The organism is Mixta sp. (assembly GCF_024610815.1).
Lineage (GTDB): Bacteria > Pseudomonadota > Gammaproteobacteria > Enterobacterales > Enterobacteriaceae > Mixta > Mixta calida.
In genome coordinates this window covers 1-24,254 of record NZ_JANION010000168.1, presented here as the reverse complement: position 1 = coordinate 24,254, position 24,254 = coordinate 1, and the positions used below count along the sequence as shown (strand labels likewise).

23 protein-coding genes are annotated in these 24,254 nt (G+C 57.0%); 12 read left to right on the top strand and 11 right to left on the bottom strand.

What is annotated here, in order from left to right; genetic code table 11:
- The first annotated feature begins 327 nt into the window (after positions 1–327).
- The gene (locus MYY08_RS12665) at positions 328–1,899 is read left to right on the top strand and encodes a TerC family protein (protein ID WP_038625772.1); all 1,572 of its coding nucleotides are present in this window, start codon (positions 328–330) and stop codon (positions 1,897–1,899) included.
- A gap of 33 nt (positions 1,900–1,932) precedes the next feature.
- On the opposite strand, the gene pdeD is transcribed toward MYY08_RS12665, so the two are convergent.
- From pdeD to pabB, 4 genes are all read right to left on the bottom strand, one after another.
- Positions 1,933–3,495, bottom strand: coding sequence for a cyclic di-3',5'-guanosine monophosphate phosphodiesterase PdeD (gene pdeD / locus MYY08_RS12660; RefSeq protein ID WP_038625773.1), 1,563 nt, complete (start codon positions 3,493–3,495; stop codon positions 1,933–1,935).
- Positions 3,496–3,720: 225 nt separating this feature from the next.
- A complete protein-coding gene (gene sdaA / locus MYY08_RS12655; protein WP_038625774.1) occupies positions 3,721–5,085 on the bottom strand; it encodes an L-serine ammonia-lyase in 1,365 nt (454 codons plus the stop codon).
- 333 nt (positions 5,086–5,418) lie between these two features.
- Positions 5,419–6,006 carry a CoA pyrophosphatase gene (locus MYY08_RS12650; protein WP_038625776.1) on the bottom strand — a complete coding sequence of 196 codons (588 nt, stop codon included), beginning with the start codon at positions 6,004–6,006 and terminating at the stop codon, positions 5,419–5,421.
- Positions 5,984–7,366 carry an aminodeoxychorismate synthase component 1 gene (pabB, locus tag MYY08_RS12645; RefSeq protein ID WP_038625778.1) on the bottom strand — a complete coding sequence of 461 codons (1,383 nt, stop codon included), beginning with the start codon at positions 7,364–7,366 and terminating at the stop codon, positions 5,984–5,986. Before pabB ends, MYY08_RS12650 begins: the two co-directional genes overlap by 23 nt.
- A 103-nt stretch (positions 7,367–7,469) precedes the next feature.
- Between pabB and MYY08_RS12640 the strand changes: the two genes are divergently transcribed.
- Positions 7,470–7,652, top strand: coding sequence for a YoaH family protein (locus tag MYY08_RS12640; RefSeq protein WP_038625780.1), 183 nt, complete (start codon positions 7,470–7,472; stop codon positions 7,650–7,652).
- On the opposite strand, the gene MYY08_RS12635 is transcribed toward MYY08_RS12640, so the two are convergent.
- The gene (locus MYY08_RS12635) at positions 7,653–8,006 is read right to left on the bottom strand and encodes a RidA family protein (RefSeq protein ID WP_038625782.1); all 354 of its coding nucleotides are present in this window, start codon (positions 8,004–8,006) and stop codon (positions 7,653–7,655) included.
- Positions 8,007–8,136: 130 nt separating this feature from the next.
- On the opposite strand from MYY08_RS12635, the gene yoaA reads away from it, so the two are divergent.
- The 5 genes from yoaA (at position 8,137) to rnd (ending at position 14,572) form a co-directional block, all read left to right on the top strand.
- The gene (yoaA, locus tag MYY08_RS12630; RefSeq protein WP_038625785.1) at positions 8,137–10,047 is read left to right on the top strand and encodes a DNA repair helicase YoaA; all 1,911 of its coding nucleotides are present in this window, start codon (positions 8,137–8,139) and stop codon (positions 10,045–10,047) included.
- A 56-nt stretch (positions 10,048–10,103) separates the two neighbouring features.
- Complete coding sequence (gene tsaB / locus MYY08_RS12625; RefSeq protein ID WP_038625787.1) at positions 10,104–10,805, top strand: tRNA (adenosine(37)-N6)-threonylcarbamoyltransferase complex dimerization subunit type 1 TsaB; 702 nt, start codon at positions 10,104–10,106, stop codon at positions 10,803–10,805.
- A gap of 58 nt (positions 10,806–10,863) precedes the next feature.
- A complete protein-coding gene (locus MYY08_RS12620) occupies positions 10,864–11,454 on the top strand; it encodes a Slp family lipoprotein (RefSeq protein WP_038625789.1) in 591 nt (196 codons plus the stop codon).
- A 201-nt stretch (positions 11,455–11,655) separates the two neighbouring features.
- A complete protein-coding gene (gene fadD, locus MYY08_RS12615; RefSeq protein ID WP_133052055.1) occupies positions 11,656–13,335 on the top strand; it encodes a long-chain-fatty-acid--CoA ligase FadD in 1,680 nt (559 codons plus the stop codon).
- A 109-nt stretch (positions 13,336–13,444) separates the two neighbouring features.
- Positions 13,445–14,572 (top strand): ribonuclease D, encoded by a 1,128-nt coding sequence (gene rnd, locus MYY08_RS12610; protein WP_288014437.1) that lies wholly within the window; start codon positions 13,445–13,447, stop codon positions 14,570–14,572.
- Positions 14,573–14,626: 54 nt separating this feature from the next.
- On the opposite strand, the gene minE is transcribed toward rnd, so the two are convergent.
- From minE to minC, 3 genes are read right to left on the bottom strand one after another with little or no spacing between them, the layout of a single operon-like run.
- A complete protein-coding gene (gene minE / locus MYY08_RS12605) occupies positions 14,627–14,896 on the bottom strand; it encodes a cell division topological specificity factor MinE (RefSeq protein WP_038625795.1) in 270 nt (89 codons plus the stop codon).
- Positions 14,897–14,899: 3 nt separating this feature from the next.
- Positions 14,900–15,712 (bottom strand): septum site-determining protein MinD, encoded by an 813-nt coding sequence (gene minD, locus MYY08_RS12600; protein WP_104951499.1) that lies wholly within the window; start codon positions 15,710–15,712, stop codon positions 14,900–14,902.
- A gap of 31 nt (positions 15,713–15,743) precedes the next feature.
- A complete protein-coding gene (gene minC, locus MYY08_RS12595) occupies positions 15,744–16,439 on the bottom strand; it encodes a septum site-determining protein MinC (protein WP_038625799.1) in 696 nt (231 codons plus the stop codon).
- A 160-nt stretch (positions 16,440–16,599) separates the two neighbouring features.
- Between minC and MYY08_RS12590 the strand changes: the two genes are divergently transcribed.
- The 4 genes from MYY08_RS12590 to ycgN all read left to right on the top strand — a co-directional run bounded on the left by MYY08_RS12590 (position 16,600) and on the right by ycgN (position 19,265).
- Positions 16,600–16,875 (top strand): YcgL domain-containing protein, encoded by a 276-nt coding sequence (locus MYY08_RS12590; RefSeq protein WP_038625801.1) that lies wholly within the window; start codon positions 16,600–16,602, stop codon positions 16,873–16,875.
- An 85-nt stretch (positions 16,876–16,960) separates the two neighbouring features.
- On the top strand, positions 16,961–18,052 hold the full coding sequence (locus tag MYY08_RS12585) for a lytic murein transglycosylase (protein ID WP_288014431.1): 1,092 nt from the start codon (positions 16,961–16,963) through the stop codon (positions 18,050–18,052).
- A gap of 46 nt (positions 18,053–18,098) precedes the next feature.
- Entirely contained in the window at positions 18,099–18,758 is a 660-nt protein-coding gene (locus MYY08_RS12580; protein ID WP_038625804.1) for a fumarylacetoacetate hydrolase family protein, read from the top strand.
- Between the two features lie 60 nt (positions 18,759–18,818).
- Positions 18,819–19,265 carry a cysteine cluster protein YcgN gene (ycgN, locus tag MYY08_RS12575; RefSeq protein WP_038625806.1) on the top strand — a complete coding sequence of 149 codons (447 nt, stop codon included), beginning with the start codon at positions 18,819–18,821 and terminating at the stop codon, positions 19,263–19,265.
- Between the two features lie 25 nt (positions 19,266–19,290).
- Here the strand turns inward: ycgN and dsbB are convergent, their stop codons facing one another.
- Positions 19,291–19,821, bottom strand: a complete 531-nt coding sequence (gene dsbB / locus MYY08_RS12570) for a disulfide bond formation protein DsbB (RefSeq protein WP_038625808.1) — start codon at positions 19,819–19,821, stop codon at positions 19,291–19,293.
- Between the two features lie 116 nt (positions 19,822–19,937).
- Positions 19,938–21,476, bottom strand: a complete 1,539-nt coding sequence (nhaB, locus tag MYY08_RS12565; protein WP_084970185.1) for a sodium/proton antiporter NhaB — start codon at positions 21,474–21,476, stop codon at positions 19,938–19,940.
- Positions 21,477–21,694: 218 nt separating this feature from the next.
- On the opposite strand from nhaB, the gene fadR reads away from it, so the two are divergent.
- Positions 21,695–22,408, top strand: a complete 714-nt coding sequence (gene fadR / locus MYY08_RS12560) for a fatty acid metabolism transcriptional regulator FadR (protein WP_038625810.1) — start codon at positions 21,695–21,697, stop codon at positions 22,406–22,408.
- 67 nt (positions 22,409–22,475) lie between these two features.
- Here fadR and MYY08_RS12555 read toward each other — a convergent pair whose 3' ends face one another.
- Complete coding sequence (locus tag MYY08_RS12555) at positions 22,476–24,011, bottom strand: SpoVR family protein (protein WP_038625811.1); 1,536 nt, start codon at positions 24,009–24,011, stop codon at positions 22,476–22,478.
- Positions 24,012–24,254: the final 243 nt, after the last annotated feature.

Genomic DNA, 24,254 nt, shown 5'->3' with positions numbered 1-24,254 from the left:
GCTTCAGTTATTTACAGCCTTACCATTTCGATACGAAATAATTGAAAATGCAGGGAATGGAAAACGTAAATTTTTGTTAATTTTGACGAATCCTTTTGACGATAATATGTCTGCTGTTAAAATCTGCTTCTCTTTTTGACTACAGGAGTAATGGGCCTCAGCCCTCCCTATGGACTGTCACCGAAGTTGCTTATCCACGCCACCGGGTCATCCGGCTTGTTTCTTAACGCCTTTCGGCGTCACTTTCTGCTCTGCTTATCTTTCCCGCCGCGCTACGGTCGTTGAACCCTGCGTCCGGTTTTCCTGTTGCTTGTTTCGGAGTCTGTAATGGAATTTCTTTTAGACCCTTCGATTTGGGCCGGTCTGCTGACGCTGATTGTTCTGGAGATCGTGCTGGGTATTGATAACCTGGTATTTATCGCCATTCTGGCGGAGAAGCTGCCGCCTAAGCAGCGCGACAAAGCGCGTCTGATCGGCCTGTCGCTGGCGCTGCTGATGCGCCTTGGCCTGCTGTCGCTGATCTCCTGGATGGTAACGCTGACGAAGCCACTCTTCTCCGTCGCGCAGTTCAGCTTCGCCGGACGCGATCTGATCCTGCTGGCGGGCGGTATTTTCCTGCTGTTTAAGGCGACGATGGAACTGCATGAACGGCTGGAAAACCGCCAGGTCGACAGCGACGGCAATAAAAGTTACGCCAGTTTCTGGGCGGTGGTGACGCAGATTGTAGTGCTGGACGCCGTCTTCTCGCTGGATGCGGTGATTACCGCCGTCGGCATGGTAAACCATCTGCCGGTGATGATGACCGCGGTGGTGATCGCCATGGGCATCATGCTGCTGGCGTCGAAACCGCTGACCAACTTCGTTAACGCGCATCCTACGGTGGTGGTGCTCTGCCTGAGCTTCCTGTTAATGATCGGTCTGAGTCTGGTTGCGGAGGGCTTCGGCTTCCATATCCCGAAAGGCTACCTCTACGCCGCTATCGGCTTCTCGATCCTGATTGAGCTGTTTAACCAGATCGCGCGCCGCAACTTTATCCGTCATCAGTCGCACCGCCCGATGCGCGAACGCACCGCAGAAGCGATCCTGCGTCTGATGGGCGGCCGTCGCGGCGGCGGCTCGCAGTCCGCTGAGACCAACAGCGCGCCGATGGAGAATCAGACGCTGCCGCAGGAGGGCTTTAAGGATGAGGAACGCTATATGATTAACGGCGTGCTGACGCTGGCGTCCCGCTCCATTCGCAGCATTATGACGCCGCGCGGTGATATCTCCTGGGTCGACGCCACGAAGCCGCTGGATGAAATTCGCATGCAGCTGCTGGATACGCCGCACAGCCTGTTCCCGGTATGTCGCGGGGAGCTGGATGAGGTTATCGGCGTGGTGCGGGCGAAAGAGCTGCTGGTGGCGCTGGAGCACGGTATGGATATCCACACCTTTGCCGCCTCATCGCCGCCGATTATCGTGCCGGAAACGCTGGACCCGATTAATCTGCTGGGCGTGCTGCGTCGGGCGAAAGGAAGCTTCGTGCTGGTCACCAATGAATTCGGCGTAGTGCAGGGACTGGTGACGCCGCTTGACGTGCTGGAGGCGATCGCGGGTGAATTCCCGGACGAGGATGAAACGCCTGACATTATCACCGACGGCGAAAGCTGGCTGGTGAAAGGCGGCACCGATCTCCATTCGCTGCAACAGTGGCTGGACTACCACAACCTGGTGAAGCCGGGCGACGATTATGCGTCGCTGGCGGGCCTGCTGATCGCGCAAAAAGGGCAGCTGCCGCAGCCGGGCGAGGTAATCGATATGCCGCCGCTGCACTTTACGATTGTGGAAGCGACCGATTATCGCATCGATCTGGTGCGCGTCACCAAAGATCAGCCGCGCGAAGAGGATGAGGAAGCCTGATAAAAAGGGGCTGCCGTCAGACAGCCCCGGTTATCAGGGACGGAGGCTGGCGCGATGCTGCGCCAGCCACGCCGGAAAATCATCCAGCGGCATTGGGCGCGCATAAAAATAGCCCTGTAACTTATCCACGCCGCGCTGACGCAAACAGCTCGCCTGCTCGGCGGTTTCTACCCCTTCCGCCACCAGCCTGATATTCAGCCGCTGCGCCAGCGATATCACCATATCCGTAACCGTTGCGTTAATCGCATCCGTGCCGATAGCGGCGGTAAACACTTTATCCAGCTTCAGCACATCGGGACTGAGCGTTTTCAGGTAGGAGAGGGAGCTGTGGCCAGTGCCGAAATCATCAATCGCCACCTTGACGCCGATCTGGTGCAGGTGCGACACCACCCCCTGATCCACCACCGGCAGCGCATCGCGCTCCGTTAATTCAATGACCAGCCGCGGCCCCGGATTAGCGGGCCACCACAGCGCCTGCAAATCATCAATAATCGCCCGATCGCGGAAATGGCTGGCGGCGACGTTAATAGCGATATGAAAATTAGCGTGAGGCGGCAGCTGCGGCAGATGGCGTACCGCCTCAGAAAGCACGAAGCGCGTTAGCGGCGCGATTAGGTTCTGCCGCTCCGCCAGCGGTATGAATACGTCTGGCGAAATCCAGCCCTGACGCGGATTGTGCCAGCGCAGCAGCAGTTCAATGCCGTCGCAGTCGCCGCTGGCGCCGTCAATCAGCGGCTGGCAATAGACCATAAACTCCTGCGCGGAAAGGCCGTAGCTGATTTGCCAGGAGAGGCTCATGCGGTTAGCGGTCGCCAGCCAGACGATATAGCCGGTCAGCAGGCTCAGCAGCAGCCCCAGCGGCAGCTGCGAAGGCAGCGTCAGCAGGGCCAGACGCGTCGGCGCCGGGCCGAACAGCGTGATGGCGAAGGGATAGCGCAGCGAGGATTGCTGATATCTGACCTCATCTTCGGCGGGCTGCGCGTGCTCAATCAACGGGTTGCCATATTCCAGGCTTTTGCCGCCGACGTTGAAAATCGCCCGCTCCACCCAGGGCAGCGTCGGCTCCAGCAGGTAGTTGCTCATCAGCTCGATATTGATGACCTGTAAAATACCGGCGCGGTTATCCAGCGACTTTGGCGTCCAGAGCAGCAGGACAGGCGAACCCTTCAGCAGATAATCATCCACGCTGAGCGCCATATGCTGATTGTTGACCGCCAGTTCCGGGTAGTTTTCGCTGAAGGGGATGGCGCGATCGCCATAGATGCTGGAGCAGTAGATTTGATCGTCATCCACCAGCAGGATGGCGCGCACCGTTTGCAGCGAAGAGATTTTCTCATTCAGCAAAAAACGGACGTCGTTACAGTTCAGACCGACCAGCGCAAGCGTATTGTTCGCCGCGACGTCGAGGGGCGAGAACAGCCGATCGAAACGCGTAATGGCGTTAGCCGCGAAATTATGCGATTGCTGTTCAATCCGGTTTTTTTCTTCGATAAAACGAAAAGTTAATGTAAGGATAAGCACCAGTGCAGCGACTATCGACGCGATTAACAACCGTTTCCGACGAAACTGTCCAACGATCTGCTGGGACACCTGCATCCGTAGCCACCCTTAAAGCACAAATAAAAATCCGACAGTTACATATCGGCAATCCCCGCCTTAAGTTTAGTTGCGCCGATGAAAAAAGCGCTTCGATTCGCCGGTGAAAACAAATACGCGCAATAAGTCGCCGTTTCGCTTTTCGGACGCGCGCACGAAGCCGCAGCCCAAAAAAAAGCAGCGTCGAAGACGCTGCTTTAATGATGTTACGCCGGACCGCAGGGATTAATCGCACTGCACCTTAATCGCCAGGCCGCCGCGCGAGGTTTCACGGTACTTGGCGTTCATATCCTTGCCGGTTTCGTACATCGTCTCGATCACTTTATCGAGCGAGACGCGCGCTTCGCTGGTACGCCGCAGCGCCATACGCGCCGAGTTGATCGCTTTTACCGAGGCGATGGCGTTACGTTCAATGCAGGGCACCTGTACCTGACCGGCGACCGGATCGCAGGTGAGGCCGAGGTTATGCTCCATGCCGATCTCTGCCGCGACGCAAACCTGTTCCGGGCTGGCGCCCAGCAGCTCCGCGAGGCCCGCCGCCGCCATTGAGCAGGCGACGCCCACTTCGCCCTGGCAGCCGACTTCGGCGCCGGAGATGGAGGCGTTCATTTTATACAGCACGCCAACCGCGCCCGCCGCCATAAAGTAGCGGATAAAGATATCGGGGCTGACCGACTCGATAAAGTGATCATAATAGGCCAACACCGCCGGCACGATGCCGCAGGCGCCGTTGGTCGGCGCGGTAACGACCCGTCCGCCGGCGGCGTTCTCTTCGTTAACCGCCAGCGCGAACATATTGACCCAGTCGATCACGTTCATTGGATCGTTAGAGAGCTTGCCGGAGGAGACCAGCATACGACGCAGCGCGGCGGCGCGACGCGGCACGCGCAGCGGACCCGGCAGCACACCTTCAGTGTTCAGGCCGCGATCGATACAGTCGCGCATGGTTTGCCAGACGGCGGCGAAATAGCTCTCAATTTCCTGGCGGCTGTGTAGCGCCAGCTCGTTTTTCATCACCAGGCCGGACAGAGAGAGGCCGGTTTCACGACAGTGCGCCAGCAGCTCTTTTGCAGATTTGTAAGGCCAGGGCACCGCCACTTCATCCAGCACCGACTCGCCGAAATGCTCTTCGTCGACGATAAAACCGCCGCCGATAGAGTAGTAGGTTTTGCTATAGATGCGCTCCTCGCCGGCGAAGGCGTGAATACGCATACCGTTCTCATGCAGAGAGAGGTTTTCGCTGCGGAAGTTCATGCCGCCTTCGCGCGGAAAATCGACCTCATGCTGACCGTTCGCCAGCAGCAGGCGCTCGCGCTGCTCTACGTCGCGGATGAAAGCGGGAATGGCGTCGATATCCACGCTTTCCGGCGACGCGCCGGAGAGACCCATAATAATGGCGATATCGGTATGGTGGCCTTTGCCGGTGAGCGACAGCGAGCCGTAGACTTCTACAGCGATGCGCGTAACGTCCAACAGCCGGTTATCCCGGATCAAATCGTCGACAAACTGTTTGCCGGCTTTCATCGGACCCAATGTATGGGAACTGGACGGGCCAATGCCGATCTTAAACATGTCGAAAACGCTAATCACGCTACACGCTCCTTAATTATTAACAACGCAGCAAAAGATGCACTGCGTATAGTAATCATCCTGGTGGTTAAAAAATCATCTTTTCGCATGAAATAAACTAATTAATTCAGCTAAAAAAACTTATTCAGGGCCGCAAAATCAACGGGTTGATGATAAAAAGTCCATTTTTCGTCCTGAAGTAAAGTTATGCGAGGCGGCATCAGAAATCTCCTGGCTGCTCGGCGCGCCAAATATAACTACTTTGGCGTAATAGGGAAGTGATTTGGATCGCTTACTGAAGAATATTTAGTGAAAAATCACGGGAAGGCTGCTTTTTACCCAACTTTAGTTTGGTTATCCGCTGACCAGCTCCGGCATGACCTGCAGGCTGAGCTGCCGAATAATGCCCGCCGTCATGCCCCAAACGAAATAATCCTGATACCAGGAAAGCCAGACCCGATGATGCAGCCCGCCGCGGTGGATATCCAGCGGCGCATAACGCGACAGGAGCAGCGCCTCCGCCAGCGGCATTTCAAAAATGGCGTCCACCTCTTCAGCGTTGGGGAACCAGGGTAAATCAGGCGGAATCAGGCCGACGACCGGCGTCACCTGAAAGCCGGTGCTGCTGCTGACCACCGGCAACGTGCCGATAATCCGCACGTCCCGTGGACGCAGGCCGATCTCTTCATGCGCCTCGCGCAGGGCGGTGATGTGAAGCGAGGCGTCATCGTCGTCGCGCATACCGCCGGGGAACGCCACCTGGCCCGCATGTTTGCGCAGCCAGGGAGAACGGCGCGTCAACAACAGTCCCGGCTGCTCGCGCCGCGCCACTACCGGCACCAGCACCGCCGCCTGACGGCGCGCCGGTTGCGGCTCGACGGCCGCGGGCGGCTGTAACAGGAAACGGGTAAGAAAGCGATCAAGCGTCAGCGGCGGATGCATTCGGCGCCTCGTTTTCCAGCAGGGGCAAAATACGACGCAGCTTGTGCAGCGTCTCCTGGTACTCCAGATCGGCTTCGCTGTCCGCCACGATGCCGCCGCCTGCAGCGCAGTAAAGCTGACCCTGTTCCGCTATCAACGTGCGGATAGTGATGCTGCTGTCCATGCGTCCACAGCGGCTCAGGTAGCCGATGCTGCCGCACCAGGCGTTACGGCGCTGCGACTCCAGCGTTTCGATAATTTCCATTGCGCGCACCTTTGGCGCGCCGGTAATCGAGCCGCCGGGAAAGCAGGCGCGCAACAGATCGCAGGCGCTCAGTCCGGTTTTTAATTGGGCGCGAATAGTGCTGACCAGGTGATGCACGGCGGGAAACTGCTCAACCACAAACAGCTCCGGCACGCGCACGCTGCCGGGCACGGCGACGCGACCAATATCGTTACGCAGCAGATCGACGATCATCAAATTTTCCGCACGATCTTTTTCCGAGTTCGCCAGCCTGAGCGCCTGCTGACGATCCGCCTGCGCATCCTCCAGACGCGGCAGGGTGCCCTTGATCGGGCGCGTTTCAATTACGCCGTCGCGCAGGGAAAGAAAACGCTCCGGCGACAGGCTCAGCACCGCGCTTTCCGGCAGCCGTAAAAAAGCGCTGAAGGGGGCGCGGTTGCTCTGGTTAAGGCGAAGAAAAGCCTGCCATTCATCGCCTTCATAAGCCGCCTGAAAGCGCTGCGCCAGATTGACCTGATAGCAGTCGCCTGCCTGAAGCCATGCCTGAACCCGATCGAAACGCGCCCGGTAGCATTCTGGCGTCATATTGGACTGCCAGCGGCTGGTCAGGCGGAAAGGCCCGACATCGCGCGCGGGCAGGCCGTTGAGCCAACGCAGGCGCGCGCCGTCCGACTGGTGATCAATCAGCGTCAGCGTTTGCTGCTGATGATCGGCGATCAGCGCCCAGTCATAAATGCCTGCCGCCATATCCGGTGTCATCAGATCGGATATCGCCTGCTGCGGCAGACGCTCGAAGCGGCGGCCCAGGTCATAGCCGAACAGACCCAGCGCGCCGCCCTGAAACGGCAGATCGTCACGCGACGGCACGACAGGCAACAGCTGCGCCAGTTCATTGTTTAACAAGGCGAGCGGATCGTCGCTCGATTCCGTGACAACGTCACCTTTGCGAATGTGCGTGATATCGCCGCGCGTCTCCAGCGTGGCGAGCGGATCGGCCACCATAATATCGAAGCGGCTGTCAGGATGATCGGCAAAAGCTGAGCTGAGCAGCATGGCCCACGGCAAATGCGACACGCGCTGAAATAAGCGTGAAAGCGCGTCGGGCGTGTAGGGTAAAGCATGATAAACTACGGGCATCACTCTCTACGGCGTTAATGATAAACAAACGGCAAGCCTGGCATATTTTGTCTTTGCTGGCATCTGTTTGTTTACGCGCCTTTTATGATTTACAGGAGCCAGAATGTTTACAGGTTTACCAGCATTGAGCCATGAACAGCAGCAGCAGGCAGTGGAACGTATTCAGCAACTGATGGCTGAGGGAATGAGCAGCGGCGAGGCGATTACGCTGGTGGCGCAGGAGATCCGCCAGTCGCATACTGGCGGACATATCGCAGCGCGCTTTGAGGATGACGAAGAAGAGTAATCAGGCCGGGTTCAGCGCGGCGATAATTTTAATTTCGACTTTATATTTCGGGTTCATCAGGCCGGCCTGCACGGTGCAGCGCACCGGCGCGTTGCCGGGCGACACCCAGGCGTCCCAGGCGCGGTTCATGGCGGCGAAATCCGCCTTATCCACGAGGAAAATAGTCGCGTCGAGAATCCGGCTTTTATCCGATCCCACGCGCGTCAGCAGTTTATCTATCACCGCCAGCGCATTCGCAGTTTGCGCCTCGGCGTCTTCATCCAGGTTTTCCGGTACGCTGGTGTAATAAACGGTATCGTTGTGGATCACCGCTTCCGACATGCGGTGTTCAGGATCGATACGGGTAACAGACATAGCGAGCTTCCTTATTCCATTTTTTGACGCCGTTAGCCTGGCACAGTTAGCCCTGCGCTGTCATCTGTTGTAGAGACCGCGTGGGAATGCTGACATAATCAGGCCGTTTTAACGCGACCAGTGAGGATATGTGGCAGACGATTTTGCAGCCGATGGCGCTCTTGCGCAGGCAATACCCGGCTTCAGGCCGCGCGAAGCGCAGCAGCAGATGGCGGCGGCGGTCGCGCAGGCGATAGAACAGCGTAGCGAACTGGTGGTCGAAGCGGGCACGGGTACGGGTAAAACCTACGCCTATCTGGCGCCGGTGCTGCGCGCCGGGAAAAAGGCGATCATTTCCACCGGTTCGAAAGCGCTTCAGGATCAGCTTTACAGCCGCGACCTGCCGGGCGTGGCGCGGGCGCTGGATTACAAAGGCAAAACCGCATTGCTGAAAGGGCGATCCAACTATCTTTGCCTGGAACGTCTGGAACAGCAGGCGATGACCGGCGGCGAGCTGAACGTGCAGACGCTCAGCGATCTGGTTTATCTGCGCAGCTGGGCCAGCGAAACGCAAGACGGCGATATCAGCAACTGCGGCGGCGTGGCGGAAGACAGCGCCATCTGGCCGCTGGTCACCAGCACGAACGATAACTGCCTGGGCAACGATTGCCCGCTTTATAAAGAGTGCTTTGTAGTGAAAGCGCGTCGTCGGGCAATGGACGCCGACGTGGTGGTGGTCAACCATCATCTGTTTCTGGCAGATATGGTGGTGAAAGAGAGCGGCTTCGCCGAACTGATCCCGGAAGCGGACGTGATGATCTTCGACGAGGCGCATCAGGTGCCGGATATCGCCAGCCAGTATTTTGGCCAGCAGCTCACCAGCCGTCAGCTGCTGGATCTGGCGAAGGATATCATCATCGCCTATCGCACCGAGGTGCGTGACGTGCAGCAACTGCAAAAATCAGCCGATCGACTGGCGCAAAGCGCGCAGGATTTTCGCCTGGCGCTGGGCGAGCCGGGATTCCGCGGCAATCTGCGCGAGGTGCTGGCCGACCGCGACGTGCAGCGGGCGCTGACGCTGCTGGATGATGCGCTGGAGCTCTGCTACGACGTGGCGAAGATGTCGTTGGGGCGCTCGGCGCTGCTGGACGCCGCCTTCGATCGCGCGTCGCTCTACCGCAGCCGTCTGAAACGCTTAAAAAATATTAACGAGCCGGGTTTTAGCTACTGGTATGAATGCAGCTCGCGCCACTTCGTGCTGGCGCTGACGCCGCTCTCGGTGGCCGAGCGTTTCCGCGAAGTGATGGACGAACGTCCCGCCGCCTGGGTTTTCACCTCCGCCACGCTGGCGGTAAATGAGCAAATGACCCACTTTAAAGACCGCCTGGGCGTGCACAAAGCGCAGAGCATGATCCTGAACAGCCCCTTTGACTACGCGCGTCAGGCGCTGCTTTGCGTGCCGCGCGATCTGCCGTCGCCTAATCAACCCGGCGGCGCGCGTCAGCTGGCGCGGCGTCTGCTGCCGCTGATTGAGGCCAACAACGGCCGCTGTTTTTTCCTCTGCACCTCCCATCAGATGATGCGCGCGCTGGCGGAGGAGTTCCGCGCCAGTCTGACGCTGCCGGTGCTGTTGCAGGGCGAAACCGGCAAGGCGCAGCTGCTGAAGCAGTTCGTCGAGGCGGGCAACGCCCTGCTGGTGGCGACCAGCAGCTTCTGGGAAGGGGTGGACGTGCGCGGCGACGCGCTCTCGCTGGTGATCATCGATAAACTGCCGTTCACCTCGCCGGACGATCCGCTGCTGAAGGCGCGGATGGAAGATTGTCGTCTGCGCGGCGGCGATCCGTTTGACGACGTTCAACTTCCTGACGCGGTGATTACGCTGAAGCAGGGCGTAGGACGTCTGATTCGCGACGTGGACGATCGCGGCGTGCTGGTAATTTGCGATAACCGGCTGGTGATGCGTCCTTACGGCGCGGTATTCCTTAACAGCCTGCCGCCGACGCCGCGCACCCGCGATCTGCAGCAGGCGGCGCGTTTTCTGCGTCGGTCTGATGATGAGTAATTCCCGTCAGGCTGTGCTAAGATGCGCGCCGAAAAATTTTCTCGCCTGAGGTTGTCATGTCCGCGCGAATTTTAGCTCTTGATACGGCTACCGAAGCCTGTTCGGTAGCGCTATTGCTGGACGGCGTCGTCGACGCCCATTTTGAACTCTGCGCGCGTGAGCACACCCAGCGCATACTGCCGCTGGTGGAAGAGATGCTGACGCGCCATCAGCTGGCGCTGACGCAGCTGGACGCGCTGGCGTTTGGCCGCGGTCCCGGCAGCTTTACCGGCGTGCGCATCGGCATCGGCATTGCGCAGGGGCTCGCCTTCGGCGCCAGTCTGCCGCTGCTGGGCGTTTCCACCTTGATGACCATGGCCGAAGCCGCCTGGCAGCGTCACGGCGCCACGCGCGTGCTGGCGGCGATCGACGCGCGCATGGGCGAAGTCTACTGGGCGGAATATCAGCGTGAGGAAGATGGCGCATGGCGCGGCGAAGAGAGCGAAGCCGTGCTGAAGCCTGAGGCGGCGCTGGCGCGCATGCAGCAGCTATCAGGCGAATGGACCACCGTTGGCACCGGCTGGCAGGCCTGGCCGAATCTGGCGGCGGAAAGCCCGCTGACGCTGCTGGCAAGCGACGTGACGTTGCCGACGGCGGAAGCGATGCTGGCGCTGGCGCAACAGCTCTGGCAACAGGGCAAAGCGTTGCCGCCGGAGCAGGCCGAACCAACCTATCTGCGCAACGAAGTGACATGGAAAAAATTGCCGGGGCGCGCATAGCTGGCGGCAACTTATTTATTAGGTAATAGTCTAATCTGGCAGGTTGCTGGAGAAAGCTATGCGTAAAAATCTGATAAGTGCGTCAGCCATCGTTTTGGCTGCGCTGTTGCTGAGCGGCTGCGTTACCGTTCCTGACTCGGTGAAAGGTCGTTCACCTGTGCCGCAGCAGGATCTGCTGCGCGTAATGAACGCGCCTCAGCTTTATGTCGGTCAGGAAGCCCGCTTCGGCGGCAAAGTGGTGAAGGTGACTAACCTGGACGGCCGTACGCGGCTTGAAATCGCCACGCAACCGCTGGATGAGAGTGCGCGGCCCCGGCTGGGCGCCGCGTCAGTCGGCCGCATCTGGGCGGACGTTAACGGATTTATCGATCCGGTCGATGTCACGAACCAGATGGTGACGGTCGTCGGAACGATTAAAGGCAGCGAGAAAGGGGAAATTGGCAAGGCCAGCTATACCTTTATCGTAGTGGATGTCACCGGCTACCAGCGCTGGCGCGTACAGCAGCAGGTCATTATGCCGACGCAGCCGATCGATCCCTGGATCTGGTATGGACCGACGCGGCATCATCCGGGCTACTGGGGCCCAAATCCCTGGATGGGTTATTACAATACCGGTCCCGCGCAGGTGCAGACGATTCTCACCGAATAAGCGCGGCGGCAGATGTTGACGGCCCGGCCACATGCGATGTGACCGGGCCGTTTCGTTTTAACGCCAATAAAAATTTAGTGATGGGCTTCGCAGCCTGAAATCAGCGAACCAGACATACTGGTACAATGAGTTAAAATATTGTTAACGGTGTGCAACGCTGAGGCTGCGATGGCGAATAAATATGATTTCCGAGGTGAATCCTTGAATAAGGTCTGGCTGAACCGTTACCCCGCCGATGTTCCGGCCGAGATCGATGCCGATCGTTATACGTCGCTTATCGATCTGTTTGAACAGGCGTCCCAGCGTTACGCCGATCGTCCCGCGTTTACCAATATGGGACAGTCGATGAGTTTCCGTACGCTGGAGCAGCGTAGCCGGGCTTTTGCCGCGTATCTCCAGCATAAGCTGGGACTGAGCAAAGGCGATCGCGTCGCCATTATGATGCCGAACCTGCTGCAATATCCAGTGGCGCTGTTCGGCGTGCTGCGCGCCGGGTTGGTAGTGGTGAACGTCAATCCGCTCTATACGCCGCGCGAGCTGGAGCATCAGCTCAATGACAGCGGCGCCAAAGCGATTGTCATTGTCTCTAACTTCGCCCACACGCTGGAAAAAGTGGTGGCGAGGACGCCGGTTAAACACGTTATTCTGACGCGCCTGGGCGATCAGCTTTCGCCCGCGAAAGCCACGCTGGTCAACTTCGTGGTGAAATACATCAAGCGCCTGGTGCCGAAATATAATCTGCCGGATGCGGTCTCTTTCCGCAGCGTATTGCAGCAGGGCGCACAGCTGGGCTATATCAGACCCGCTATCTTCAACGACGATCTCGCCTTTTTGCAGTACACCGGCGGCACTACCGGCATCGCCAAAGGGGCAATGCTGACGCACCGCAATATGCAGGCCAATCTCGAACAGACTAAAGCCACCTATGGTTCGCTGCTGCGCGACGGCAAAGAGCTGGTGGTGACGGCTTTGCCGCTCTATCACATCTTCGCGCTGACCGTGAACTGCCTGCTGTTTATCGAACTGGGCGGCCAGAATCTGCTGATCACCAATCCGCGCGATATTCCCGGCTTTGTAAAAGAGCTAAGCAGATATCCTTTTACCGCGATTACCGGCGTCAACACGCTGTTTAATGCGCTGCTGAATGACAAACAGTTCCAGCAACTCGATTTTTCTACGCTGCGCCTGTCTGCCGGTGGCGGCATGTCGGTACAGAAGGCGGTAGCGGAGCGCTGGGAAAAGCTGACCGGCCACTATCTGCTGGAAGGTTACGGCCTGACCGAGTGCTCGCCGCTGGTGTCGGTCAATCCTTACGATATTACCTGTCATAACGGCAGCATCGGCCTGCCGGTACCCTCGACCGATATTAAGCTGGTGGATGATAACGGCCTTGAAGTGGCAGAAGGGCAGCCGGGCGAGCTTTGCATCAAAGGCCCGCAGGTGATGATCGGTTACTGGCAGCGGCCTGATGCCACCGAAGAAGTGCTGAAAGATGGCTGGCTCTACAGCGGCGATATCGTGACCGTCGATGAAGAGGGCTTTTTACGCATCGTCGATCGTAAAAAGGATATGATTCTGGTCTCCGGCTTCAATGTCTACCCCAATGAAATCGAGGATGTGGTGATGCAGCATCCGAAAGTGCGCGAAGCGGCGGCGATCGGCGTGCCCAGCGACCTCTCCGGTGAAGCGGTTAAAATCTGCATCGTGAAAAAAGATCCTGGGCTGACCAAAGAGGAGCTGATCGCTCACTGCCGTCGTCACCTGACCGGCTACAAGGTGCCGAAGATTGTCGAATTCCGTGACGACCTGCCGAAAACCAACGTTGGCAAAATTCTGCGCCGCGCGTTGCGCGACGAGATAAGCAAAGCGCCTGCCGCCTGACCGCCCGTAATGTGATAGAATGTTGATGAAAACGCCGGGAAACCGGCGTTTTTATTGTCATTTCACTGAGCATCAGCGATGCACGTTCCGCTGCCAAGAGAGCAAGGATTTGAATTACACCTACATCACGACCAATGAAGCGCTGCAAGTCTGCTGTGAGGCGGCGCGCCAACATCGCGCGATTGCGCTTGATACCGAATTTGTCCGTACCCGCACCTATTACCCGCAGCTGGGCCTGCTGCAGATTTATGACGGCGAGCAGGTGACCCTGGTCGATCCGCTAACTATCACTGCATGGCAGCCGCTGATCGAACTGCTGAGCGACAGTAGCGTCACTAAATTCCTGCATGCCGGCAGCGAAGATCTTGAGGTCTTTCTGCACAGTTTCGGCGTACTGCCGACGCCGCTAATCGATACCCAAATTCTGGCGGCGTTCAGCGGCCGTCCGTTGTCGATGGGCTTTGCGGCGATGGTGGAAAACTTTACCGGCGAAGTACTGGATAAAAGCGAATCGCGCACCGACTGGCTGGCGCGTCCGCTTTCCGCGCGTCAGTGCGAATATGCCGCGGCGGATGTCTTCTGGCTGTTGCCGATCGCCCATACGCTGATGGACGAAACGGCCGCCGCAGGCCAGCTGGAGGCGGCGCGCAGCGAATGTCTGCTGCTGTGCCAGCGTCGTACCGATATTTTGCAGCCGGAAGAGGCATACCGCGAAATCAGCAACGCGTCGTTGCTGCGTCCGCGTCAGCTGGCGGCCTTGCAGCGCATGGCGGCCTGGCGTCTGAAGCTGGCGCGTGAAAAAAACATGGCGGTGAATTTCGTGGTGCGTGAGGAAAACTTGTGGAAGGTAGCGCGCTATCTGCCGGGCACGTTGGGCGAGCTGGACCACTTAGGGCTGAGCGGCCATGAAATTCGTTTTCATGGTAAAACGCTGCTGGATATCGTCAGCGCGGCTAACGCATTGCCGGAGGAAGAACTGCCGCCGGTGCTGATGAATATCAATGAGCACCCGCTCTATAAAAAAGCCTTTAAGGCGCTGAAAGCGGTGGTTCAGGAGGTGAGCGAACGCAGCGGACTGAGTACCGAGCTGCTGGCGTCACGCCGTCAGATTAATCAGCTGCTGAGCTGGCACTGGCAGATCAAACCGCGCGAGCGTCTGCCCGAACTGGTAAGCGGCTGGCGGGGCGAGCTGATGGAGCAGGAAATCAGGCAGGTGTTGGCTGACTATCCGCAATAGCCCGCGAAAAGTTTCCCCTGCGTAAGGCAGGGGAAGATCAGGAAAGGAAAAAGGTCATTTCGCAGCTTCTTCCATTTCCGGCAGCGTCACGTTAAGTTCCAGTATCGAGATATCATCGCCGCGCTGATCGAGCTGCACGGTCACCATCTCTGGATCGATCTTCACATATTTGCAAATCACTTCCAGGATGTCGCGCTTCAGTTGTGGAAGATAGTGGGGCTCGCTATCGCCCCTCCTGCGTTCTGCCACGATGATCTGCAGCCTTTCCTTGGCGATATTGGCGGTGTTCTTTTTACGGGATAAAAAGAAATCGAGTAAGGCCATGGTTTATCCCCCGAACAGACGTTTCAGGAATCCCTTCTTCTCTTCTTCAATGAAGCGGAAGGGGCGTTCTTCACCGAGCAACCGGTCAACGGTATCGGCGTAGGCTTTGCCCGCATCGGACTCTTTATCCAGAATGACGGGTTCGCCCTGGTTGGAAGCGCGCAGCACCGACTGATCTTCCGGGATCACGCCGACCAGCGGAATACGCAGAATTTCCAGCACGTCTTCCATACTTAGCATGTCTCCGCGGCTGACGCGGCCGGGATTGTAACGGGTCAGCAGCAGATGCTCTTTCACCGGCTCCTGTCCATTTTCCGCGCGGCGTGATTTTGAGGCGATAATACCCAAAATACGGTCGGAGTCGCGTACGGAAGAGACTTCCGGGTTGGTGGTGATAATCGCTTCATCGGCGAAATAGAGCGCCATCAGCGCGCCGGTTTCAATGCCCGCCGGCGAGTCGCACAGGACGAAGTCAAACTCCATCGTGTTTAATTCATTCAGGACTTTTTCGACGCCTTCGCGCGTCAGGGCGTCTTTGTCACGCGTTTGTGAAGCAGGCAGGATATAGAGGTTTTCTGTTCGTTTGTCTTTAATCAGTGCCTGGTTCAGCGTGGCGTCGCCCTGGATTACGTTGACGAAATCATAAACCACGCGTCTTTCACAGCCCATGATCAGATCGAGATTACGCAGACCGATGTCGAAATCGATCACGACGGTTTTTTTCCCTTTCTGAGCCAGACCGGTTGCGATGGCCGCGCTTGACGTGGTCTTGCCAACGCCCCCTTTGCCGGATGTAACTACAATAATGCGTGCCATATATAAGAATTCCTTATAAATAAAAAGGGGCCTAATTCAATGTCTGTATAGTCAGCGCGCCATCCTTCAGGCTAAGGCGCGCTGCTTTTGCAAAATATTCCGCAGGGATCTGATCCATCAGCCAGTATTCGCCAGCGATGGAAACCAGCTCCGCAGAGAGGCTGGTGCAAAAAATCTGGCAGTCGCGATCGCCGCTGGCGCCAGCCAGCGCGCGTCCGCGCATCATGCCGTAAATATGAATATTGCCGTCGGCGACCAGCTCGGCGCCGGCGCTAACGCTGTTGGTGACGATCAGATCGGCGTTACGCGCGTAAATCTGCTGCCCCGAACGCACCGGCGTTGTCACCAGGCGGGTTTTCGTCACCACGTTTTCCGGCGCAGGCGCCGCTACCGGCTCCGGCTCGGGACTTTTCTTTTGTTCTTTACCTTCGGACAAAATCGGCAGGCCGGCGCGCGCGATCATGCGCTTCAGCGCTTCATCTTTGCAGCCGCTCACGCCCACAATGCGTAAGCCCGTAGAAGCGATAGCCTGCTGCATCTGCTTCCAGTTCACGTCGCCATCCAGGGCGGCCACATTCAGAACAACGGGCGCATTTTTGAGAAAGGCAGGTGCCTGGTCAATTTTGTCCTGAAGCGCCTGACGAACCACATCGGGATGCGTGTGGTGTAAATGAACAACAGACAGAGTAAAACTACTGCCTTTAAACTCTATTGGCGTTTGCGACATCTGTCCTGGCTCAGTCCTGTTATGTCTAAACCCGACCAAATTATGCCTGATTTAGCCAGCGCGTAATCAAGGCGGGAGATTATTCCTAACCACTGCAAGCATGTTATAGTTACTGCTATATTCAGGCAAGTCACCACCCCGGTTAATTCGAGTAAAAAATATGTTTTGTGTGATCTACAGAAGTCCTCTGCGTGACCAGACTTATCTTTATGTTGAAAAAAAAGACGATTTCTCTCGCGTGCCGCAGGAACTGCTGCGCGGTTTCGGCAAACCGCAGCTGGCGATGGTGTTACCCCTTGAACGCACTAAGAAACTGGCCAACGCCGACATCGAAAAAGTGAAACAGGCGCTTCAGGATCAGGGCTATTATTTACAGCTTCCTCCGCCGCCGGAAGATCTGTTGAAAATACATCTGGGAAAAGGCGACCCGGTTTAATTCAGATTCATCTGTAAAATAATACGTCGCTGAATAAATCTTCATTTTAATTTCCGCTGGCCCAAATGATTAATAAGGAACAGGTATGAAGCTAAATGTTCTGAATGCGACGTTGATTTCAATAATGCTGGCGGGATGCGCCAGCAAAAATAGCGTCTCGTCAGCGCCGCCGGCAAATTCACCCGCCGCTCCCGCCGCCGCGAAGCAGAGCGGCGGCTTCCTCAAGCCGGCGACGGGCAACAGCACGCTGGCACAGCAGGGACGCGATCCGGCGGAATTTCCCGCTTATGTGGAACAGTTAAAAACCCAGGCGCGCGCGCAGGGTATTAATGAGCAGACCCTCAACAGCGCCTTCGCCAATATCCATTTTGTCGATCGGGTGATTAAATCGGATCGCAATCAGCCTGAGCAGAAGATTACGCTGGATGACTATCTGGCGCGCGTGTTAACCGAGAAAAAAGTGGCGCTGGGCCGCAGCCGCTTTCAGGAACATCAAAGCGAGCTGATGGCAGCCAGCCGGCAGTATGGCGTGCCGCCACAATATATCGTCGCCCTGTGGGGTATGGAGAGCAACTTCGGGCAGTTGCAGGGCCGCGAAGACATTATTTCCGCGCTCGCTACGCTGGCCTTTGAAGGTCGCCGCGAAACCTTCTTTACCAATGAGCTGATCGCCGCGTTGAAAATGATTCAACAGGGCCATATCAGCGCGCAGGAGATGAAAGGCTCCTGGGCGGGCGCGATGGGGCAGAACCAGTTTATGCCCAGCTCTTATCTGCGCTACGGCGCGGATGGCGACGGCGACGGCAAAATCGACATCTGGCGCAACAGCCGCGACGTCTTCGCCTCGACAGCGAATTATCTGGCGAAAGAGGGCTGGCGCGCTGACGAAGGCTGGGGCCAGGAAGCGGTGCTGCCGGTTGATTTCGACGCCAGCCTGGCGGGGACGAAAACCCAGCAGGCGAAAACGGTCGGGGAGTGGGAAAAACTTGGTGTGCGGCTGATGGAAGGCGCGACGCTGCCCGACACCAAACAGCGCGCCTGGATCATTCTGCCGGATAACGTCGGCGGCCGTGCCTTCATGGTGTATGAAAACTTCCGCACCATCATGCGCTGGAACCGTTCTTATTATTTTGCTATCAGCATCGGCAAAATGGCGGATGCGGTGGCGCAACAGTAGCTATCGGCGCCGGTCTGGCGCTGTCACTCTCAGCAAGGGGAAAAGCATGTACCAACATCGTAACTGGCAGGGCGCGTTGTTAGATTTTCCGGTAAGTAAGGTTGTCTGCGTCGGCAGCAACTACGCAAAGCATATTAAAGAGATGGGCAGCGCCACGCCGCAGGAGCCGGTGATATTTATTAAGCCGGAAACGGCCCTGTGCGATCTGCGTCAGCCGCTCTCTATTCCGCAAGATCTGGGCGCCGTGCATCATGAGGTGGAAATGGCGGTGCTGATCGGCGCCACGCTGAAGCAGGCCAGCGAAGCGCATGTGGCGCAGGCGATCGCTGGTTACGGCGTCGCGCTCGATCTGACGCTGCGCGATATTCAGGCAGGCCTGAAAAAAGCGGGCCAGCCGTGGGAAAAAGCCAAAGGCTTCGATAATTCCTGCCCGCTTTCCGGCTTTATTCCCGCTAACCAGTTTACTGGCGATCCGCAGCAGAGCGAACTGAAGCTGCTGGTCAATGGCGAAATGCGGCAACAGGGCAGCACGGCGGATATGATCACGCCGATCCTGCCGCTGATCGCCTATATGAGCAAGTATTTCACCCTGCGCGCGGGCGACGTGATTCTGACCGGCACGCCGGAAGGCGTAGGTCCGCTGCACGCTGGCGATACGCTGGAAGTGTCGCTGGCGGGCCACGGCATCAGCACGCGCGTGCTGTGACGCTTGCATCTGAAGCCTGAACTGTTTATAAGGTGCGCTTTTGCTTAACCGGACATCACAATGACTGAGACCCCTTTCTGGCAGGCGAAAAGCCTGGAACAAATGAGTGATGAGGAATGGGAATCCTTGTGCGATGGTTGCGGACAGTGCTGCCTGAATAAGTTGCAGGACGCCGATACCGATGAAATCTATTTCACCAACGTCGCCTGCAACCAGTTGAATATCAAAACCTGCCAGTGCCGCAACTATGAACGCCGCTTCGAATATGAAGAGGATTGCATCAAGCTGACGCGCGAAAACCTGCCTACCTTTTCCTGGCTGCCGCCCAGCTGCGCCTATCGTTTGCTGGCGGAAGGAAAAGGCCTGCCGGTGTGGCATCCGCTACGCAGCGGATCGAAAGCCGCCATGCATGCCGCACGTATTTCGGTGCGTCATATTGCGGTGCGTGAAAGCGAGGTAAGAGACTGGGAAGATCACATCATTAACCGGCCGGAGTGGAAAGCGTAATTCCGCTCCGGGCCAGTGAAGCGCTTTAGCGACTAAAAAGGTCGCGGCGCTTTGGTTTAAACGGCTGAACGATCAGCACCAGCAGCGCCACGATCAGATAAGCGGCGAAAATGACCATCAGCCACTGCGGCATGCTCAGCGTCAGGAACGACCAGACGCGCTCTGAGCAGTCGCCGGTCGCGACGAACACCGCAGGCAGCCATTTGTCCAGCGGCAGCCAGTCGGGAAAACGGGCGGCGAAATCGCAGGTGACGAAAGGATTCGGGTGCAGCTGAATCATCGTATGCCGGTAAGAAAGACGCAGGCCTTCCCAGGCGCTGTAGATCCAGATCGCCAGCGCCGCATAGCGCAGCGGCGTTTTCGGCGCCACGGCGCCTGCCAGTCCGGCGCCCATTACGCCAAACAGCGCGCAGCGTTCATAAATACACATTACGCAGGGTTTAAGCATCATCACATGCTGAAACCACAACGCGACCATTTCAAGCGCAAACGCAGTCAACGCCATCAGCAACCAGGCGCCTCGTCCTCTTGAGCATTGTTTCAGGTATCGCAACATAAATCTTTCCATATGATTAGCGTTGAATCGGCAGTGTAAAGCAAAAAGTTTTCGCTGCCAGCCAGGGCAGCGAAAAAACAGCGGTAAAAATGACGCAGGTCCGGTTATCCGTCTCCTTACAGCGCAGGCTGGCTGAGCCAGCCGTGCTGCGTAAACCAGAGCGTCATCGGCTCAAGCGCGAACATAATGCACAACAGCCCAATCAGCGACAGCACAATGGTATAAGGCAGGGCCATCCAGACCATGCGGCCATAAGAAAGACGGATTAACGGCGCCAGCGCCGAGGTCAGCATAAACAGGAATGCCGCCTGACCGTTGGGCGTCGCCACCGAAGGCAGGTTAGTGCCGGTATTGATCGCCACCGCCAGCAGTTCGAACTGCTGCAGGCTAATAGCGCCGCTGGTGAACGCGTGTTTCGCTTCGTTGATATAGACGGAGCCGACGAATACATTATCCGAGATGGAAGAGAGCAGGCCGTTAAAGATGTAGAACCAGGTCAGCTGCATGCTCGCCTCCGCCTGTAACACGAAGTGGATCAGCGGGCTGAAAAGATCCTGTTGCACAATCACCGCGACAATGGCGAAAAAGACCGTCAGCAGCGCGGTAAAGGGCAGCGCTTCGGAAAAGGCGCGACCAATCACATGCTCGTCGGTGATACCGCACAGCGAGGTGGCCAGAATAATCACCGACAGGCCAATCAGCCCGACCTCCGCCAGATGCAGCGCCAGCGCGCAAATCAGCCAGACGGCGATTATTCCCTGAATCCAGAGATTCAGCCGCTCCTGGCGGGTGCGCTTCTGCTGCGATTCGCTATCGTACGCCATTAACACTACACGCACTTTTTCCGGCAGCGGTTCGCCATAACCGAACAGACGAAAGCGTTCCAGCAGCACGCAGGTTATCAGGCCGCAAGCCAGTACCGGAACGGTCACCGGCGCCATACGCAGGAAGAAGTCGACAAAATCCCAGCCGGCCGCCTTGGCGATAATCAGGTTTTGCGGCTCGCCAACCATGGTCATTACGCCGCCCAGCGCCGTGCCCACGCCCGCCTGCATCATCAGGCTGCGCAGAAATGAGCGGAACTTATCCAGCGTCTCACGGTGTTCTTGCTCATTGGTCAGTCCGGCCGTCGCGTCGCCTTCAGAGAGCACGCGATGGTAGATATCGTAAAAGCCCGTCGCTACGCTCAGCACGACCGCGACGACCGTCAGCGCATCCAGGAAAGCGGACAAAAAGGCGGCGGCCAGGCAAAATGAGAGGCCCAGCCAGACCTTTGAGCGGATCGACAGCAGCAGGCGGGTAAAGACGAACAGCAGCAGCTGACGCATAAAATGAATGCCGGCGACCATAAAGATCAGCAGCAGCAGCACCTCAAGGTTGTTGGCCAGCTCTTCTTTAACCTGCTCCGCGCTCGCCATGCCGATCGCCACCGCCTCCAGCGCCAGCAAACCGCCGGGCATCAGGGGATAGCATTTCAGCGCCATGCCGAGAGTGAAAATAAATTCCGCCACCAGCAGCCAGCCGGCAAGAAAAGGGCTCACAAAAAAGAACAGCAGGGGATTGATTACCAGAAAGCCTAACAGCGTTAGCTTATACCAGTCGGGGGACTGCCCAAGAAAATTGCGCGTAAAGGCGCGTCCGGCGGAAATATCCATATGCAATGATATCCTCATACAGGATTAAAAAATTTAAGATGCAAAGGGTAAACGGCGCTTCTGGCGCTGGCAATGCGCTTCCCGTTTATCTGACCGAGATTTCCTCGATATTTGCGCCAGGTTAAAGTTTTAAACGCAGCGAAGCTAGGTGATGCCTGGGGCCTCTGGTATGATGAGCTGCATATTGCCTAATGATGAAGCAACGAGAATATAACGCTATGGTTATAAAGGCGCAGAGCCCGGCCGGGTTCGCGGAAGAGTATATCATCGAAAGTATCTGGAACAGCCGTTTCCCTCCTGGATCTATCCTGCCCGCCGAACGCGAGCTTTCTGAACTGATTGGCGTAACGCGCACCACCCTGCGTGAAGTGCTTCAGCGTCTGGCGCGCGACGGCTGGTTGACGATTCAGCACGGCAAGCCGACGCGGGTGAATAATTTTTGGGAAACGTCCGGCCTGAATATTCTCGAAACGCTGGCGCGCCTCGATCACGACAGCGTGCCGCAATTGATTGATAATCTGCTCTCCGTGCGCACCAATATCTCCTCGATTTTTATTCGTCGCGCCATTCGTCATTTCCCTGACCAGGCGCGCGAAGTGCTGAAAAGCGCCGACGACGTCGAAGATCAGGCGGACGCCTATACCGAGCTGGACTATCGCATTTTCCGCGGGCTGGCTTTCGCTTCCGGCAACCCGATTTACGGCCTGATTCTCAATGGTCTGAAGGGGCTCTATACCCGCGTCGGCCGCCACTATTTTTCCAACCCGGAAGCGCGCGCGGTGGCGTTGCGCTTTTATCAGCAGCTGCTGACCTTCTGCGACGGCACCGAACCGGAAAACATCGTTACCGCCGTGCGCGATTATGGTCGCCGCAGCGGCGAGATCTGGCACAGCATGCATAAAACCATGCCGGACGATCTGCAGCGTCGCTAGCGGAACTGGCAACAATAAAAAAGGCCGGATAGCTATCCGGCCTTTTGCTTTTCCGCTTCCGCGTCAACTACAGAGTACCAGGACGCGGGGGGCAGCGTTCGAGGATCTCCACGCTGCCATCTTCATTCTGCTGTTCCAGATGCACGTCAAATCCCCAGAGGCGATGCACATGTTTCAGCACCTCGCGGCGGCTCTTATCCAGCGGCGAGCGCTGGTGGGGAACATAGCGCAGCGTCAGAGAACGATCGCCGCGCAGATCAACATTGTAGACCTGAATATTCGGCTCCAGGTTGCTCAGGTTATACTGCGCAGAGAGCTGCTGGCGAATGGCGCGATAGCCCGCTTCATCATGGATCGCCGCAATTTCCAGATAGTTGTTGCGGTCGTCGTCCAGCACGGTGAACAGACGGAAGTCGCGCATCACCTTCGGCGACAGGAACTGGCTGATAAAGCTTTCGTCCTTAAACTCGCGCATGGCGAAATGCAGCGTTTCCAGCCAGTCGGAGCCAGCGATATCCGGGAACCAGTAGCGATCCTCTTCGGTCGGCGACTGGCAGATGCGTTTGATATCCTGAAACATGGCGAAGCCGAGCGCGTAAGGATTGATGCCGTTATACCAGGGGCTGTTGTAGGCGGGCTGAAATACCACGTTGGTGTGGCTGTGCAGGAACTCCAGCATAAAGCGTTCCGTCACTTTCCCTTCATCATAAAGATGGTTCAGGATGGTGTAGTGCCAGAAAGTCGCCCAGCCTTCGTTCATCACCTGGGTCTGCTTCTGCGGATAAAAATATTGGCTCACCTTACGCACGATGCGCAGGATCTCACGCTGCCAGGGCTCCAGCAGCGGGGCGTTCTTCTCCATAAAATAGAGTAAGTTTTCCTGCGGTTCAGAAGGAAAACGCACTTTCTCCTGATGCACTTCCTCTTTCTCCCGCCGCGGCAGGGTGCGCCACAGCGTATTGACCTGGCTTTGCAGATACTCCTCACGACTTTTCTGCCGCGCTTTCTCTTCCTGCAATGAAATCTTCTGCGGACGCTTGTAGCGATCGACGCCGTAGTTCATCAGCGCATGACAGGAATCGAGCAACCGCTCGACCTCTTCGACCCCGTAGCGCTCCTCGCATTCGGCGATATAGTTTTTCGCAAACAGCAGGTAATCAATAATCGAACTGGCGTCGGTCCAGCTGCGGAACAGGTAGTTATTTTTAAAGAAAGAGTTATGTCCGTAACAGGCATGGGCAATTACCAACGCCTGCATGGTGATGGTATTTTCTTCCATCAGGTAGGCGATGCAGGGATTGGAGTTAATCACAATCTCATAGGCCAGCCCCTGCTGCCCGTGCTTATAGCGTTGTTCGGTTTCAATAAATTTCTTGCCGAAGGACCAGTGTGCGTAGTTTATCGGCATACCGACGCTGGAATAAGCATCCATCATCTGCTCGGAGGTAATGACTTCAATTTGATGCGGGTAGGTCTCCAGACGGTAATGTTTCGCCACGCGATCGATTTCCGCCAGGTAGGTGTCAAGTAGCTCAAAGGTCCAGTCGGGTCCGTCACTGAGTCGTTTGCTGTCCTTAACCGGATCGTCAAATATTGTCGCCATAGCGCACTCCTCGTTGATGAATCTGAACGTGCGGCATCCGCCGCGCAGATTCCTGTTGTTTAAGGCTCATCCCGAACAAGACAGCCCAAAAAACTGAGCGAACACTGTTAATGATAGTTCACTGTTTTCCATCCGAAACCGGAATGCAATATGAAACTGCAATACAAAATAAAGCAGCGGGGAAAAACGAACTTTTAAATAATGAATGATGCGATTAAAGGAATGTTTTGCAGAATATAATAT

What these genes read in the sequence shown, in the direction of transcription:
- MYY08_RS12590 (WP_038625801.1), top strand. Translation starts at nt 16,600, where the DNA reads ATGTTTTGTGTGATCTACAGAAGTCCTCTGCGTGACCAGACTTATCTT.
- MYY08_RS12640 (WP_038625780.1), top strand. Translation starts at nt 7,470, where the DNA reads ATGTTTACAGGTTTACCAGCATTGAGCCATGAACAGCAGCAGCAGGCA.
- MYY08_RS12555 (WP_038625811.1), bottom strand. Translation starts at nt 24,011, where the DNA reads ATGGCGACAATATTTGACGATCCGGTTAAGGACAGCAAACGACTCAGT.
- minD (WP_104951499.1), bottom strand. Translation starts at nt 15,712, where the DNA reads ATGGCACGCATTATTGTAGTTACATCCGGCAAAGGGGGCGTTGGCAAG.
- dsbB (WP_038625808.1), bottom strand. Translation starts at nt 19,821, where the DNA reads ATGTTGCGATACCTGAAACAATGCTCAAGAGGACGAGGCGCCTGGTTG.
- minE (WP_038625795.1), bottom strand. Translation starts at nt 14,896, where the DNA reads ATGGCCTTACTCGATTTCTTTTTATCCCGTAAAAAGAACACCGCCAAT.
- minC (WP_038625799.1), bottom strand. Translation starts at nt 16,439, where the DNA reads ATGTCGCAAACGCCAATAGAGTTTAAAGGCAGTAGTTTTACTCTGTCT.
- MYY08_RS12620 (WP_038625789.1), top strand. Translation starts at nt 10,864, where the DNA reads ATGCGTAAAAATCTGATAAGTGCGTCAGCCATCGTTTTGGCTGCGCTG.
- tsaB (WP_038625787.1), top strand. Translation starts at nt 10,104, where the DNA reads ATGTCCGCGCGAATTTTAGCTCTTGATACGGCTACCGAAGCCTGTTCG.
- pabB (WP_038625778.1), bottom strand. Translation starts at nt 7,366, where the DNA reads ATGCCCGTAGTTTATCATGCTTTACCCTACACGCCCGACGCGCTTTCA.
- nhaB (WP_084970185.1), bottom strand. Translation starts at nt 21,476, where the DNA reads ATGGATATTTCCGCCGGACGCGCCTTTACGCGCAATTTTCTTGGGCAG.
- MYY08_RS12585 (WP_288014431.1), top strand. Translation starts at nt 16,961, where the DNA reads ATGAAGCTAAATGTTCTGAATGCGACGTTGATTTCAATAATGCTGGCG.
- MYY08_RS12580 (WP_038625804.1), top strand. Translation starts at nt 18,099, where the DNA reads ATGTACCAACATCGTAACTGGCAGGGCGCGTTGTTAGATTTTCCGGTA.
- MYY08_RS12650 (WP_038625776.1), bottom strand. Translation starts at nt 6,006, where the DNA reads ATGCATCCGCCGCTGACGCTTGATCGCTTTCTTACCCGTTTCCTGTTA.
- ycgN (WP_038625806.1), top strand. Translation starts at nt 18,819, where the DNA reads ATGACTGAGACCCCTTTCTGGCAGGCGAAAAGCCTGGAACAAATGAGT.
- pdeD (WP_038625773.1), bottom strand. Translation starts at nt 3,495, where the DNA reads ATGCAGGTGTCCCAGCAGATCGTTGGACAGTTTCGTCGGAAACGGTTG.
- fadR (WP_038625810.1), top strand. Translation starts at nt 21,695, where the DNA reads ATGGTTATAAAGGCGCAGAGCCCGGCCGGGTTCGCGGAAGAGTATATC.
- MYY08_RS12665 (WP_038625772.1), top strand. Translation starts at nt 328, where the DNA reads ATGGAATTTCTTTTAGACCCTTCGATTTGGGCCGGTCTGCTGACGCTG.
- MYY08_RS12635 (WP_038625782.1), bottom strand. Translation starts at nt 8,006, where the DNA reads ATGTCTGTTACCCGTATCGATCCTGAACACCGCATGTCGGAAGCGGTG.